Source organism: Prevotella sp. LCP21S3_D2 (assembly GCF_052118345.1).
Lineage (GTDB): Bacteria > Bacteroidota > Bacteroidia > Bacteroidales > Bacteroidaceae > Prevotella.
Map to the genome: position 1 here is coordinate 104,460 of NZ_JBQKHJ010000002.1, position 14,999 is coordinate 119,458.

General features: G+C 46.4%; 9 protein-coding genes. 3 read left to right on the forward strand and 6 right to left on the reverse strand.

All coding sequences use genetic code 11. The features are described from left to right. Positions 1 to 487: 487 nt before the first annotated feature. A complete protein-coding gene (locus tag ACTQ16_RS02390; protein ID WP_441935925.1) occupies positions 488 to 2,692 on the reverse strand; it encodes a sodium-translocating pyrophosphatase in 2,205 nt (734 codons plus the stop codon). Positions 2,693 to 2,893: 201 nt separating this feature from the next. Here ACTQ16_RS02390 and ACTQ16_RS02395 point away from each other — a divergent pair, with 201 nt between their 5' ends. Then, positions 2,894 to 4,255 carry an MATE family efflux transporter gene (locus ACTQ16_RS02395; protein ID WP_441935927.1) on the forward strand — a complete coding sequence of 454 codons (1,362 nt, stop codon included), beginning with the start codon at positions 2,894 to 2,896 and terminating at the stop codon, positions 4,253 to 4,255. Positions 4,256 to 4,456: 201 nt separating this feature from the next. After that, a complete protein-coding gene (locus tag ACTQ16_RS02400) occupies positions 4,457 to 5,008 on the forward strand; it encodes a porin family protein (protein WP_441931632.1) in 552 nt (183 codons plus the stop codon). Between the two features lie 91 nt (positions 5,009 to 5,099). On the opposite strand, the gene ACTQ16_RS02405 is transcribed toward ACTQ16_RS02400, so the two are convergent. After that, positions 5,100 to 8,033: a TonB-dependent receptor gene (locus ACTQ16_RS02405; protein WP_441935929.1), complete on the reverse strand. Its 2,934-nt coding sequence runs from the start codon at positions 8,031 to 8,033 to the stop codon at positions 5,100 to 5,102. Between the two features lie 293 nt (positions 8,034 to 8,326). Between ACTQ16_RS02405 and aroB the strand changes: the two genes are divergently transcribed. Continuing rightward, positions 8,327 to 9,373, forward strand: a complete 1,047-nt coding sequence (gene aroB, locus ACTQ16_RS02410; RefSeq protein WP_441935930.1) for a 3-dehydroquinate synthase — start codon at positions 8,327 to 8,329, stop codon at positions 9,371 to 9,373. Positions 9,374 to 9,412: 39 nt separating this feature from the next. Here aroB and ACTQ16_RS02415 read toward each other — a convergent pair whose 3' ends face one another. The 4 genes from ACTQ16_RS02415 to ACTQ16_RS02430 all read right to left on the reverse strand — a co-directional run bounded on the left by ACTQ16_RS02415 (position 9,413) and on the right by ACTQ16_RS02430 (position 14,994). Continuing rightward, positions 9,413 to 10,435 (reverse strand): AMP-binding protein, encoded by a 1,023-nt coding sequence (locus ACTQ16_RS02415; protein WP_441935931.1) that lies wholly within the window; start codon positions 10,433 to 10,435, stop codon positions 9,413 to 9,415. A gap of 19 nt (positions 10,436 to 10,454) precedes the next feature. Next, entirely contained in the window at positions 10,455 to 11,531 is a 1,077-nt protein-coding gene (locus ACTQ16_RS02420; RefSeq protein WP_295023684.1) for an o-succinylbenzoate synthase, read from the reverse strand. Between the two features lie 64 nt (positions 11,532 to 11,595). Further along, positions 11,596 to 13,125: a bifunctional GNAT family N-acetyltransferase/carbon-nitrogen hydrolase family protein gene (locus ACTQ16_RS02425; RefSeq protein WP_293629499.1), complete on the reverse strand. Its 1,530-nt coding sequence runs from the start codon at positions 13,123 to 13,125 to the stop codon at positions 11,596 to 11,598. A 144-nt stretch (positions 13,126 to 13,269) separates the two neighbouring features. Next, positions 13,270 to 14,994, reverse strand: coding sequence for a sulfatase-like hydrolase/transferase (locus tag ACTQ16_RS02430; protein ID WP_441935934.1), 1,725 nt, complete (start codon positions 14,992 to 14,994; stop codon positions 13,270 to 13,272). Between the last annotated feature and the right edge of the window lie 5 nt (positions 14,995 to 14,999).

Below are 14,999 nucleotides of genomic sequence, written 5' to 3' on the forward strand. Positions count from 1 at the left end.
AAGGCTTCAGGGCAAATTTCTCATACGCAGATTATTTTCCAGGTATGTACAGCGTGACTTTTCCTGATTTAGTAGTCACTTCTTTACTTGATATACTAAAAAGGTAGTCACTTCTTTTTGTGGGTTCCTAATTTATGCCACATAATTCATTCCGTTCCTTTCTTTCCTATCTTTCTGTGTCTATTCTCCGCAAATTTGCGGAGAATAAGCCAAATAATCTCCGCAAAACTTGCAGTATTCGATAAAAATGCCTTTTTTTGCAGGAAAATTGCTTCTCATGTATACTAGAAAAGCTTTTGTGTTCGCACACGTGGCATTAGGTGGCAATAAGTGGCAATAAAAAACACGCTTATTGCCACGCTTTATTTCCTGTAAATCAAATAGTTAACGCGCAGCGTGGCAAATATGGCATTAATATATAGAAAAAAATAGCCCCTGATGCGTTTCTTGCATCGGGGGCTATTTTTCTAAGGGTGCTATCAGATTTTTACAAGAACGCAATGGTCAAACCAGCCATCACGATACTTACCATCGACATCAACTTGATGAGGATATTGAGCGATGGACCAGAGGTATCCTTGAATGGGTCGCCTACGGTATCGCCTACAATCGTTGCCTTATGATTCTCACTACCCTTGCCTCCGAAGTTGCCCTCCTCTATCATCTTCTTGGCATTGTCCCATGCACCACCTGAATTAGACATGAAGACGGCAAGCGTGAAGCCGGCTGCAAGACCACCGGTAAGAAGACCGAGCACACCGGCAACTCCCAAAACCAGACCTACTACGATAGGAATGATGATGGCAAGAAGAGACGGGATTATCATCTCACGCTGAGCACTGCGGGTACTGATTTCTACACAACGACCGTAATCCGGAGTTGCCTTTCCTTCAAGGATTCCCTGAATCTCACGGAACTGGCGACGAACTTCCTGAACCATTGACTCAGCAGCACGTCCCACAGCACCCATCGTCAGTCCGCAGAACAGGAAGGCAGCCATCGCACCGAGAAAAGCGCCTACCAGAACCTTAGGATTAATCAGGTTAACCTGGAAGAAATTGATGAAATCGATGGTGCTTGCATTCGATGGGTCGAAGAGATTGCCGGCAGCATCCACATACTGCTTGCCATTCTCTACGGCACGAATCATGGCTATCTTGATCTCCTCAATGTAAGATGCAAGAAGCGCCAAAGCTGTAAGGGCTGCTGAACCGATGGCAAAGCCCTTACCGGTAGCTGCTGTGGTATTGCCAAGTGCATCGAGGGCATCGGTACGTTCACGCACCTCCTTACCCAGTCCGCTCATCTCTGCATTACCTCCGGCATTGTCGGCAATAGGACCATAGGCATCGGTAGCAAGGGTGATGCCGAGCGTTGACAACATACCTACGGCTGCGATACCGATGCCATAAAGACCGGTACTGATAGACTTAGCAGACATCGATATGTCAAAACCATTGGCACAGAGGAAACTCAACATGATGGCAACAGAGATGGTTACCACAGGAACCATGGTGGAAATCATTCCCGTTCCGATACCCTTGATAATCACCGTGGCAGGACCTGTCTGCGAAGCCTCAGCTATCTTCTGTGTTGGCTTGTAGCTCTGGGAAGTATAATACTCCGTAGCCTGACCGATGATGACACCAGCCACCAGACCGCTGATAACAGAGAATGAGAGTCCGAGCCAGTTCTCGATGCCCAGGAGATATAATATAATAAAGGTGGCAACGGCGATAAGACCGGCACTTACATTGGTTCCCAAGCCCAGGGAATGGAGCAGATTCTTCATGGATGCGCCTTCCTTGGTACGGACCAGATAGATGCCGATAAGCGAGAGGAAGATGCCGATGGCTGCAATGATCATAGGTGCGATAACGGCACGGAGCTGCATGTCGCTATTCATGGCAAAGGCGGTGGCACCCAGAGCAGCGGTAGAGAGAATAGAACCGCAATAGCTCTCATAGAGGTCGGCACCCATTCCGGCTACGTCGCCTACATTATCACCCACATTATCGGCAATGGTTGCAGGATTCCGGGGATCATCCTCTGGAATATTAGCCTCTACCTTGCCCACCAGGTCAGCTCCCACATCGGCAGCCTTGGTATAGATACCTCCACCTACACGGGCAAAGAGAGCCTGGGTAGAAGCACCCATACCAAAGGTAAGCATGGTGGTAGTGATGGTGATGAGGGCAGTAGACTCACCGGCATACACCGCATTAAGAACAATAAACCAGATGGCAATATCGAGCAATCCGAGCCCAACCACAACGAGTCCCATCACGGCACCGCTGCGGAAAGCAATCTTCAGTCCCTTATCGAGACCGGTACGAGCTCCATGGGCTGTACGTGCCGAAGCATAGGTAGCCGTCTTCATACCAAAGAATCCCGCCAGTCCGGAGAAGAGTCCACCGGTAAGGAAAGCGAACGGAACCCACGGATTCTGCACTTTCAACACATAAGCCATAAAAGCGAAAACAATGGCAAGCACTACGAAGACAATGATCACCACCTTGTACTGCTGCTTGAGGTAGGCCATTGCACCTTTTCTAACATGTGCTGCAATCTCTTTCATTCTCTCGGTTCCCTCGTCCTCTTTCATCATCGAACGGAAGAAGAACCATGCCATTCCCAATGCAACAACGCTGGCTATCGGGATGAGCCAAAATACTAATGGAATGTTGTTCATAATGGTATGTTTATTTGGTTTGTAAATCTGATTGTCAGTTGTTTTGATTCTGCAAATATAGTTTTTTAATCCGATAACTCCAAATAAAACAGAGGAAAAAATCTTTTTCTGAAAGAAAAATTTGGTAGTTACTGAATAAAGCCGTAACTTTGCATTCCTCAATGACAAAATACAAGAAATAGATTAGTAATTAAAAGCAATATGAATAATCATACAACATCCATTGCAACGAATAAGAAACATCATTACCGGGAACTGCTTTCGATAGGATTTCCTATTATTATCGGACAACTAGGAACCATCATTCTGGGATTTGCAGATACGCTGATGATTGGTCATCACAGTACACCTGAACTGGCAGCAGCAGGATTGGTGAACAATATCTTCGGTCTCGTCTTTGTATCCTATATGGGATTCACCTACGGACTCACTCCTATCATCGGCAAGCTTTACGGCGAGGAACGCACCGACAGCATCGGACAGAAGGTTCGCAACTCCTTCATTGCCAATATGCTGACGGGAGCCATTTTTACGGCTGCTCTCATCCTGCTCTATCTCAATCTGGCACATATCGGACAGCCGGAAGAACTGCTATCGCTCATCCGTCCCTACTTCCTGGTGAACCTTGCCTCGGTTCTCTTCATGGGTATCTTCTTTACGATGAAGCAATTCCTGGATGGTATCGGAAAAACCAAGGTGGCGATGTGGGCGATGATAGGCGGAAATGTGGTCAATATCCTCGGCAACTGGGTATTGATTTACGGTGTGGCTGGTTTTCCGGAACTGGGTTTGCTCGGAGCCGGAATCTCAACCTTGGCAAGCCGCATCCTCATGGCTCTGGCAATGGTGAGCATTGTGATTGCCGGCAAGGGATTCAGAGAATACAGACACGACCTCATCCATAGTTCACTTAATAAGGCAGACTTCAAGGAGATGAACCGTCTGGGCTGGCCGGTAGCCTTACAGTTGGGAATGGAATCGGCAGCCTTTACGCTGAGTTGCGTGATGGTAGGCTGGCTGGGTACTATCCCGTTGGCAGCTCATCAGGTAATGATTACCCTCTCCCAGCTCTTCTATCTCGTACTTTCGGGTATGGCAGCAGCGCTGGCAATCCGCGTGAGTCACTTTATGGGTCAGAAAGACTATGCTGCCGTACGCCGCAACGCCTACGATGGCTTCCGTCTGAACCTGCTGTTCTCTCTCTGCATGGGAATTCCGGTATTTCTGCTTCGCCACCAGATAGGCGGTTGGTTTAATGACAATGCCGAGGTACAGGCGTATGTGTCGGTATTGATAATCCTGATGATGGTATATCAGTTTGGCGATGGTTTGCAATATACCTTTGCCAATGCCCTTCGAGGTATCGCCTGTGTAAAACCTATGGTGCTCTATGCCTTCATCGCCTACTTCGTCATCTCACTTCCATTGGGCTATACCCTCGGTTTTCCTTGCGGCATGGGCATACTGGGCATCTGGATTGCCTTCCCGTTCGGCTTGACGATAGCAGGCGAAATGTATCGTTGCCGATTTGAGAAAGAACTGAAGAAAATAGAGCAAAGATAGGATAAGAATATACGATTTTACCACGAAAATGAGATTTTTCGGTTCAAAAGTACATTTTTTATTGTAAAAAGCTTGCTTTATATATTTTTTTCATATATCTTTGCTCCCAGTTAGATATGAAAAAATACCTAATACTCTGAATCAACAGAGATGAAGGCTTATCAACAAACAACAGTATTAACAATTAGAAAATTAGAGATTATGAAGAAATTATTGGTTATGGCAGCCATGGTGCTGTCTTCAGTAGGTGCTTTCGCACAGCAGGCTGCTGGTACAACAACTATTCAGCCTAAGATTGGTTTGAACGTTGCTACAATAGGTGATAACGACTGGAAGGCAGGTTTCGCTGCTGGTGCTGAGTTGCAGTATCAGTCTACAAGCAACTTCGGTATTGCTGTAGGTGCTCTCTATTCTGTACAGGGCTTCAAGGCAGAGGACGTAAAAATTGCAGGTATGACTTTTGAAGGTGGAAAGTGGAACCCTGGCTATATCAATGTGCCTATCACTTTGAACTACTATCCTGTAGCTGGTCTTGCTCTCAAGGCAGGTTTGCAGCCAGGTTTCCTGGTAAACAAGGACGATGCTGAAGACGTTAAGACAGTAGATCTCTCTATCCCTGTAGGCCTCTCTTACGAATACCAGAACCTTGTTTTCGATGCTCGTTACAACATCGGTGTAACTAAGGTTTTTGAAGACGTCGATCACTACAACAACGTAATCCAGATTACTATCGGTTACAAGTTCGCTCTCTAAAAAGCAGCGACTTTAAAATAAGACAAAAAAAATCCCCGCTCCTCATCATGAAGAGCGGGGATTTTTTTTGGCATATCTATTTAAACTTCACTTAGAACATTCTTCCTCCTGGATGGCCACCACCGAATGGGCGACCATGGAAGTTAGGACGACCGCCAGGACCTCCAGGGCCATCAAATCCACCCTTGCGTGCCTCCTTGCCTCCAAAGAGATTCAAGCGATAAACCACATGGAGCATCGCATAGCTGTTGATGGCATTATACTCGGTATCCATACGGGATGTAGCCGAGATAGCACGAGAGAAGGTGCTCTGCTGACGAAGAAGATCGTAGAACTGAAGCATGATGGTAAGAGGCTTGCCCTTCAGGAAGCCCTGAGAGAGCTGCGCATTCCATACAAACTCATCGGTGTTCATACTACTGTCGTTATAGCCACGGCGACTGTTGATAGAGAGACTTGAGTTCAGGCTGGTTCCCCAAGGAGCTGTAAGCGTCATGCTTGGACCATAAGAGAACTGCCAGGTCTCGAGGTTGCTGGTAGGCTGAAGCTTGTTCTTTGCCTTATTGTAAGTAAGCGTACCATCGAGCGAGAACTCAGCCCAGTCATTACGATAGCTGAAAGAAAGATTCTGACGCCAGGTGATACTGCGGGTAGTATTCTTCTGAGAGTCTGATTTCTTGTCAAGACTCAGATAACTTACATAGTTATTGTAATTGGCATGGGCTCCAGTATTGATGTTCCATACACCTGCACTATCGATAGAGCAGTTGAACATGAAGGCTCCCATCGCATTCCAGTTTCCATTGATATTCTCTGGTCGGGTGATTCTTCCACCAGTCGTCTCATCGTATGTCACCTTATTGCTGATGCTATTGTTGGTGGTAGAGAAGTTGACGAAAGTCATGATACCCTTATTATGGTTCTGCACGAAATTGTTGTAGAACAATCGGAAGTTCTGAGTGAACGATGGCTTCAAGCCTGGGTTACCCATCGAAATGTTCAACGGATCGCTGTTATCCGTGATGTCGAGCAACTGAGAGATGCTTGGCTGAGAGGTTGTACCACGATAGTTGATTCGCAGGTTACTCATCTTTGAGAAGCGATAACGGAAATCGAGGGTTGGACTCACATTCACCACATTGCGAACGGTATCTACATGCACGCCCTGATAATCCTGGATATACTTAGACTGCTGTGGCTGAACCATCACACCGAAGTTCAGGTTATACTTCTGACGGATGAATCGCATCATCACCTGGATATCATGGTTATAGTTGCGATACTCTGAGAAGCGACTCAAATTATCATCCCTATAGTCATTGAGATGACCGGCAAACGGATTCAAGTAGCTGTCCCAACCGCGATATTCATGATCACCACTCATCGCATACTTACTGAAATCGTAGGTGCTGCGGTCGCTCTTGGAGTAGCTGTAAGTAAACTTATAGCTGAACTGCAGGAAGGTAGCCTTCCAGAGCGGCTCACTATAGGTCAACTGTCCCGCATAACTGTAATTCTTCGAAGGAGTCAGGTTATAGCGGTTGGTCTGATAAGTAGAATCCTTACCCTCCGCTGTCTGCACGAGATAGAGTTTTGCATTGTTGAGCGAGATGCTTTTGCTGTCATTATCAGTATATTTGGCATCCACACGGAAGGTGATGTTACGTCCCTTGTTGCCCAACTTGCGGTTTACCTGCAGCATACCATTGATATTGTTATTATCAGAGTAGGTGATGCCGTTGGTCAACTGGCTGTTTACCATAGCCTCAGCCTTCTCCATCTCTTCGATACCTTCTTCAGAAAGAGGATCTTTGGTGGTGATGGTATAAGGATCCTTGTTATAGGAAGCCGACTGGCTACCACTCAAGCCATCGCTGGAACTCCAGGAGATGGAAGGACGGAAGAGGATATTGGTCATGGAATCAGGCATCCACTCCAGACGGATGTTACCATTCCAGCTGTTGCTGCGGGAATAGCTCTGACTCAAGCTGTTACTGAAGGAACTGCTGGTACCCATAAAGTTCTCGCTGGAACGGCTGCTCCATACATCGCCATCGCTGTGGTTCCAGCGGAGAGAGGTATTGAACTTGAACTTGTCTTTCAACTCATAGTTGTAGTTGGCGCCTATCATCTTGCTGGCATTCAAACCGTTGGCACCGCCCCAGAATCCTCTGCCAGGACCACCGCCGAATCCACGGTCACTGGTATTATTGGCATTGGCAAAGAGCATAAATCGGTTGTTGTTGGCGAAATAGCCACCCATACCACGCATATTATAGCGGTTCTTGTTACCCACACCCAGGTCGATATTGGAAATCACACCCTTATTCATCCCCTTCTTCACACCGAAGTCGAGCACGGTCTGTTCCTCACCGTCATCAATACCAGTCACCTTGGAGAGATCGCTCTTCTCGTCGTATGCCTTGATCTTATCAATGATGCTGGTAGGCAAGTTCTTCAGAGCAGTCTTGGTATCGCCCGTCATAAACTCCTTGCCGTCTACCAGGATTTTCTTCACTTCCTTACCGTTGATCTTGATGGTACCGTCATCGCTGACCTCTGCACCCGGCAGACGCTTCACGAGTTCCTCAACCACCGAACCTTCCGGTGTGCGGTAGGCTGCCGAATTATAGACGAAGGTATCCTCCTTCAGACTCACCTTCTGAGCCATGGCGGTTACCACGGCACCTTTCAGCATGATAGCATCAGCACCAATGACCACATTCCCCATTGCCAGATTCTTGTCTTCAGAAATCTGGATTCGCTTAACGGTAGGCTTGTAACCTACACTGGTAATCTTGAGGAGATACTTGCCATTAGCCGGGGCATTGACATGGAAGAGTCCCCGCTCATTAGAAATGGCACCCGACACGTATGTACTGTCGGTTTTGAGTAGTTGAATCGTTACTTGCTCAACAGGGTCCTTGGTATCGCGGTCTGTTATCTTACCGCTAATCAAACGCTCTTGAGCTAAGGATGCTATTGCAACGAGCATCAACAGCATCGATAGAATTGATCTTTTCATTATTTGTTGAATGTTATTTATTATTTCTAAATTGTATATAGACTTGCTTTTATATGATTAGACCCGATTAGAGCGCAATTGTAAAAAACAGATGCACTTTTTGGGGCATTTTGCTTCATTTGACGAACGAAAAGTATCAAGGTTTAAACTTTTATTGATAAAAAAGTACTTATTTATTTTGTTTTGTCTTCATTTTAACGTACCTTTGCAGCCAAAATAGCCGTGGCGTTGTCCTTTCGGGACTTCCCAACGGCCCTATATAAATTCGTCTTTTTTAAAAACGTTAGTAAGTTATGAGTCAAAGAGTAATCATATCAACCCATCTGGAGAGCGAACTGGTAACCGCTCTCGCTGAGTGCGAGCACGACAAGCTGTTTGTGCTTACCGATACCACGACCCAAGAGCTGTGTCTGCCAGTCATCAAGAACTTCTATAGCCTGAAGCACATACAGGTAATCACTATTCCTGCAAGCGACAGCCATAAGGACATCGAAAGTCTGATGATGGTATGGAAGGGACTGCAGGAGGGTGGCGCTTCACGCCATTCATGCATGATTAACCTGGGAGGCGGTATGGTAACCGACCTGGGTGGTTTTGCGGCCAGCACCTTTAAGCGTGGCATCAACTTCATCAATATCCCTACTACCCTGCTTGCCATGGTAGATGCATCGGTAGGCGGAAAGACCGGTATCAACTTCGGTGGTTTGAAGAACGAAGTGGGCGTATTCAACGACTCTAAATACGTGATTCTCGACACAGAATTTCTGAAGACTCTGGATGCCGAGAACATCTGTTCGGGCTATGCAGAAATGCTGAAGCACGGCTTGATTTCTACCGAGGCGATGTGGGAAGAACTGGTAAGCTTCGACCTTGCCAACCCAGACCTGAAGCTGTTGCAGCGCATGGTGGGCGACAGCGTGAAGGTAAAGGAGCGCATCGTAGAGCTGGATCCTCATGAGAAGGGCATCCGCAAGGCTTTGAACCTGGGTCATACCTTCGGTCATGCCTTCGAGAGCTGGGCTTTGAAGCGCAAGCCTATCCTGCATGGCTATGCCGTAGCATTCGGTCTCATCCCTGAGCTTTATCTCAGCGTGGCTAAGACAGGATTCCCTACAGACAAGATGCGCCAGACCGTTACTTTCATCAAGGAAAACTACGGAACACTGGATATTACCTGTGATGACTATGATGAGCTCATCGAGCTGATGCAGCACGACAAGAAGAATCAGAATGGCATCATCAACTTCACCATGCTTGGCGGTATAGGGGATATCCGTATCAACCAGACAGCTACTACAGAAGAAATCAAAGAAGCACTCGACTTCTTTAGAGAAGGATAATATAATATGGCGGGCTATCAACCCGCCATTATTGTATCCTTATGCCAAACAGCATCGCTTTGGCTTTCCGGTTTCGGTAAGCGGAACATGCTCTACATATCGGAATTCCCTTGGAATCCAATATTTATGACTTTTAGATTCAGATGATTTATTTGAATCATCTGATTTACCTGATAAGAGGCGGCGGACAGTCGCCTCTACTTTTTTTATATCCTCATCCTCTGTCAGGAGGACTGCGATTTCTCCAAACTTCCCGTCTTTCTTCTTGGCTATCATGAAAGGTTTTTCCAAATGAGGTTTCAGAAAAGCCTCCACTTCTTCTATCTGTATCTTGATGCCACCACTACAGATGACATTGTCTTTTCTGCCCTTGATGCGGAAACGGAGTTTTTCCACCTTATTATATATATAGGGTTCTATCTCCACGATATCATTCGTTACCAAGGTTTCAGCACAAACCTGAGGGGCATCAATGACAAGACAGCCTTCTTCGGTCTGACTGATATGAACGCTATCGAAAGGCTGATACCATTCGCTTGCCTCATCACCATTGATTCGCCTCAGAGCAATATGAGACAAGGTTTCGGTCATGCCGTAAGTGCTCCAGATGGCGATATTGCCGGGAAATGACTTCAGTTCCTTCTCTAAAGCTGCATCAATGGCACCACCACCGATAATCAGATGACGGATATGGCAGAGCCGTTCCCGCTCCTCAGGAACCTGCAGGGTATTATATACCTGCATCGGAACCATGGCTGCGAAAGTAATCTCTTCATTTACATCTTTCAAAGGTTGCCCACTTGGAGAGACAGAAATAAGATGGAGATGGCGCTCAATGCTTCGTACCACCACCATCTTACCGGCAATATAATCAAGCGACATACAGAGCAGAGCGCTATCACCTGGCTTCAATCCAAGGAAATCACAAGTGATGCGGGCTGAGTTGAGCATTCGCTTCTTCTCTACCATCATCGGTTTGGGTTTTCCTGTGGAACCACTGGTATGTACAAGCACCCGGTCGCTATCGTTATTCCATTCGGAAAGGAAATCTTCTAATGTCATTTTCAGAATTCTTCCTAAGTTATTTTACGACAAATAATTGATCACCCCGAATCTCCAAAGGCATTGGGATGTTATCGGTAAAGAGCTGACCGGTGCCCAGACCTTGCGGCATCTGGACATTCGGACCATATACCTTGGCAGCATAATGGGCAATAGCATGGAGACCGATATTGCTCTCCAAAGCCGAGGTAATCCAACTGCCGATGCCACGCTGGTTAGCCAACTCAATCCACTCGTTACATCCATAGATTCCACCATGAAGCGAAGGCTTCAGGATGATATACTGAGGGCGGACGGTATCGAGCAAAGCCTGCTTCATACTACGGACATTCACACCAATCAGTTCCTCGTCCAGGGCGATAGGAAGCGGTGTTTCGCGACAGAGCTGAGCCATTTTAGACCACTGATGCTGCTTGATAGGCTGCTCAATGGAATGGATATCATACTTAGCCAAAGCCTCCAGCTGACTCATCGCATTCTCCGGCAGGAATCCACCATTGGCATCTACTCTGAGTTCTACCTGATCACGGGTATAGACATCACGAATACGCTTGATAAGATCGAGTTCCTTAAAGAAATCGATGGCACCAATCTTCAGTTTCACACAATGGAAACCTGCCTGGAGCTTCTCCTCCAACCGAGCCAGCATCTCCTCATAGGTGCCCATCCATACCAGTCCGTTGATGGTAATGCCCTCTTCTCCTCGTCCGAAAGGAGAGTCGAAGAGATTGGCCAGGTTCTCCATTCCAGCTGGAACAGAGACACTTACTCCCTGCTTCTTCGCTGCATCGAAGAACGAAGCAAAGGCTGTTTCCAGTCCGAAGGTGATGCTAGGATAGGCACGAATCATATCGTAAGGGATGCGTCCCATCTGTTCCACCATCTGGCACACCTGTCGAAGGGTAACAGCATATTCCGGTTTGGCATCGCAACTCAAATCAGGGAGCGTAGCACACTCTCCCACTCCTTCTATCCCCGGCATTTCATCCGAAGTAAGAGTCAGATAATAACTGTGTCTCGTGGTATAAACTCCACGAGACGTGCCTGCTGGCTGCTTAAAGTGGAGCGTGCGCTCCGAGATTTCTATCTTATACATTCTTTATATCTATATATCAATACAATTGAATTCTTCACTCTTCGTTCTTCACTCTTCACTTAACTTACTTCTTCTGCTTCAAGTCATACAGATCCTTGCGGCGATCACGAAGATTTCGAACGGCACCGTAGGTATGAAGCTCGTTCAAGAGGTTCAAATCTACATCTGATACGAGAATCATCTCAGTATTAGGTGTTGCCTCCGAACGCTTGCCATCGTTAGGGAAGGCGAAGTCGCAAGGGGTGAATACAGCACTCTGGGCATACTGGATATCCATGTTGTGAACACGAGGCAAGTTGCCCACACTACCTGCAATGGCTACATAGCACTCATTCTCGATGGCACGAGCCTGTGCACAGACTCTTACTCTAGAATAAGCATTCTGCGTATCGGTCATGAATGGAACGAAGAGAATCTGCATACCATCCTCTGCCATCAGACGGGAAAGTTCAGGGAACTCCACATCATAGCAGATGACGATACCAATCTTACCACAATCGGTATCGAAAGTCTGGATATGGCTACCGCCACTCAATCCCCAGCACTTCTGCTCATCTGGAGTTACGTGAATCTTCTCATACATATCCACGCTACCATCTCTACGGCAAAGGAAACCGACGTTATAGAGGGAATCGTCCTTGAGATAAGGCATACTACCGGTAATGATATTGATGTTGTAGCTGATGGCCAGTTCACGGAAACGGTCACGGATTTCTTCTGTATATTGAGCCATCTTGCGGATGCTCTGTGCCTCACCCAAATCATTGAAACGTGCCATCAACGGCGCATTGAAATACTCAGGGAAGAGAATGAAATCGCTCTTGTAGTCGCTTACGGAATCCACAAAGAACTCAACCTGTTCAAAGAGGTCATCTACCGAAGCGTATGGGCGCATCTGCCACTGTACCAATCCGATTCTTACGGTTGGCTTGCGGTCTACGTAGGAATCCGTAGGTGGCTGATAGTAGATATTATCCCACTGCAAGAGGGTTGCACAGTGTTCGCTCTCCTCATCACTAGGAAGATAGTTGCGAATCACACGGCGTACGTGGAAATCGTTGGAGAGTTGGAAAGTAAGAACCGGGTCGTAAATCTCACGGTTTCTTACGTGTTCGATATACTCCTTAGGGCGCATCTTGTCGGCATACTTATGATAGTTTGGAATACGACCACCAAACATGATAGCCTTCAAGTTGAGCTTCTCGCAGAGTTCCTTGCGATACTCATACATACGACGAGCCAATCGCAAGCCACGATAATCTGGGTGGATAAATACCTCAATACCATAAAGGATATTGCCGTTTGGCTGGTGGGTATTGAAGGTTTCATTGCCTGTCACCTGAGCATAGGTATGGTCGCCTTTCACCATATTATAGTTGACAATGATGGAGAGCGCACAGCCCACAATCTTATCGTCAACGATAATAACCACCTGTCCCTCAGGGAAGATTGTAATGAGTTTCTTAATTTGTTCTTTTGTCCAGAATACATCTGAGTCTGCGTAAATACGCTTAAATGACTTGGCAAGCTGGTCATAATCCTCCATGCGGAGATTGCGCATGCTCACCTTTTCGATTTTTCGAGTTGGTTCCATAACAACTGTATTTTTATTATTATCTAAATCCGGGTGCAAAGTTACAGCAATTTATAGATACGACAAAGAGTTTTCGTAAATAATTGATATTTACGAAAACTCTTTTCATATATTTTGCTGTAAGAAAGCCTTTTGGCTTAGAATTTAACGCAAAAACTTGGCATCTTCCTGCGGTATTGCCTCGTCATGATCATCGAGATAGAGCAACTTTACCGGATGATATTTATCACTTGCCACCGAGTATTCATCCTGACGATAATGGGTCTGAATGCCACCGATGCCCAACATGGTATGAAAAGCCGAAAGACTGCTCTGTACCTGTTTTGACCGATTTTCTCCCAATGCCTTCAATATATCCGGATATTGTTTACTGAATCCTTCAGAAGTCCAGATGATGAAAGGCACATGCAGTTCGTAATCCGAAGCCTTCGGGGCAGCATGAAGGAAGAGGTGGCGATCATCATCGAAGATATTCTCTCCATGATCGCTGGTATAGAGCATCGCTGATATAGGCTGACCATATACCCCATCCGTCTTAGTCTGTATCCCCTCCCATTTCTGCAGACGTTCAATGATACCATGCAGGATATAATCGGTATATCGGATGGTATTATCATAGGCATTCAAGAGGTCACGCCGATTCTCCGACTTTGCCTCACTTCTGCTATCGGGCTTGAAATAAGCGAAACTACGGGGATAACGCTCCTGATAATTGAAGTGAGAACCATAGGTATGAAGAACCACGAAGAGCTTGCGATAACGGTAATGGGCAGACGAGGAAGCATCAGCCTTGGGCAATATCTCATCCAGTTTCTGCAACAAATCCTCATCATAATGATTACCTTGCAAAGCATCCTCTTTCTTCAGAAAATAATGTTCATCAGCCTGTTCTCCCAAAAAATCGATAAACGAATGATTTGGCAACTGGTTGCTGATAAACACAGTATGGAATCCGGCTTCCTTAAAGGCCGCCAGGATGCCTTTCTCATGAAAAAGGCGCTCAAAATCCTCTGCCGATGCAGCAGACAGAAGCATCGGAACACTCTTATGAGTAGTATTGCTCTGAGTTGTCACATTCGGGAAAGCTTTGATACCCTGCGTTTTGGAGAGCAGTGGATTGGTATCACGAGGATACCCATAAAGACTGAAGTTATGGGCACGAGCCGTCTCTCCTACCACCATTACATACACCTCAGGTGCATAGAGCGAGCGCTCACTTTTAGCCTCAAACTTAAAATTACGGCTTGCCTCCTTATAATTCTCTGAAGCAGCATTGCGCTCAAAAGCCAGATAAAGGTTGTAACAGATATTGACGGGATAAAGCTGATTGCGCATACGGTAATCATCCACCATCAGATAGCTTGCCAGCAGACAGAACAGTCCTATAGCCCCAATCTGCATTGCCCAATGGCGGACTCTCTGCTGGAAAGAAACCGACAACCGGCTATCTCTTCTGATAATGACACCCCCCAGGATAAGCAAGGGCAAATAAACCACGAAGACACCAACCACGGCAGGAGCCAGATTATCGAGCAGCTCCATCGCCTCACCGGGATTGGTAGTTACGAGATTCAAAAACATATCTACCGCTATCACTCCCGTTCCGAAAAGATAAAGCAATACCAGCTGGAACGCAGCGAAAAAGACAAAGATAAATGCCCACCATATCATCTTACCAGGACGCTTAGCCGCAGAAAAGAACAACATATACAGCGACAAAGGCAGCAACACATTGACACCACATGCCCACGGAGTCAAACACTCGGTATAACACAAGGCAATATTAGGCAACAACAATGCCACCACGGCATAAGTATACAGAAATTGCCCCGATGACACCTTATTATATATATAGGATAAACGATTCATTCTTC

Bases quoted from the DNA above. Each gene is read 5' to 3' on its own strand.
- ACTQ16_RS02415 (WP_441935931.1), bottom strand. From the start codon at position 10,435: ATGACATTAGAAGATTTCCTTTCCGAATGGAATAACGATAGCGACCGG.
- ACTQ16_RS02400 (WP_441931632.1), top strand. From the start codon at position 4,457: ATGAAGAAATTATTGGTTATGGCAGCCATGGTGCTGTCTTCAGTAGGT.
- ACTQ16_RS02420 (WP_295023684.1), bottom strand. From the start codon at position 11,531: ATGTATAAGATAGAAATCTCGGAGCGCACGCTCCACTTTAAGCAGCCA.
- aroB (WP_441935930.1), top strand. From the start codon at position 8,327: ATGAGTCAAAGAGTAATCATATCAACCCATCTGGAGAGCGAACTGGTA.
- ACTQ16_RS02425 (WP_293629499.1), bottom strand. From the start codon at position 13,125: ATGGAACCAACTCGAAAAATCGAAAAGGTGAGCATGCGCAATCTCCGC.
- ACTQ16_RS02430 (WP_441935934.1), bottom strand. From the start codon at position 14,994: ATGAATCGTTTATCCTATATATATAATAAGGTGTCATCGGGGCAATTT.
- ACTQ16_RS02395 (WP_441935927.1), top strand. From the start codon at position 2,894: ATGAATAATCATACAACATCCATTGCAACGAATAAGAAACATCATTAC.
- ACTQ16_RS02405 (WP_441935929.1), bottom strand. From the start codon at position 8,033: ATGAAAAGATCAATTCTATCGATGCTGTTGATGCTCGTTGCAATAGCA.
- ACTQ16_RS02390 (WP_441935925.1), bottom strand. From the start codon at position 2,692: ATGAACAACATTCCATTAGTATTTTGGCTCATCCCGATAGCCAGCGTT.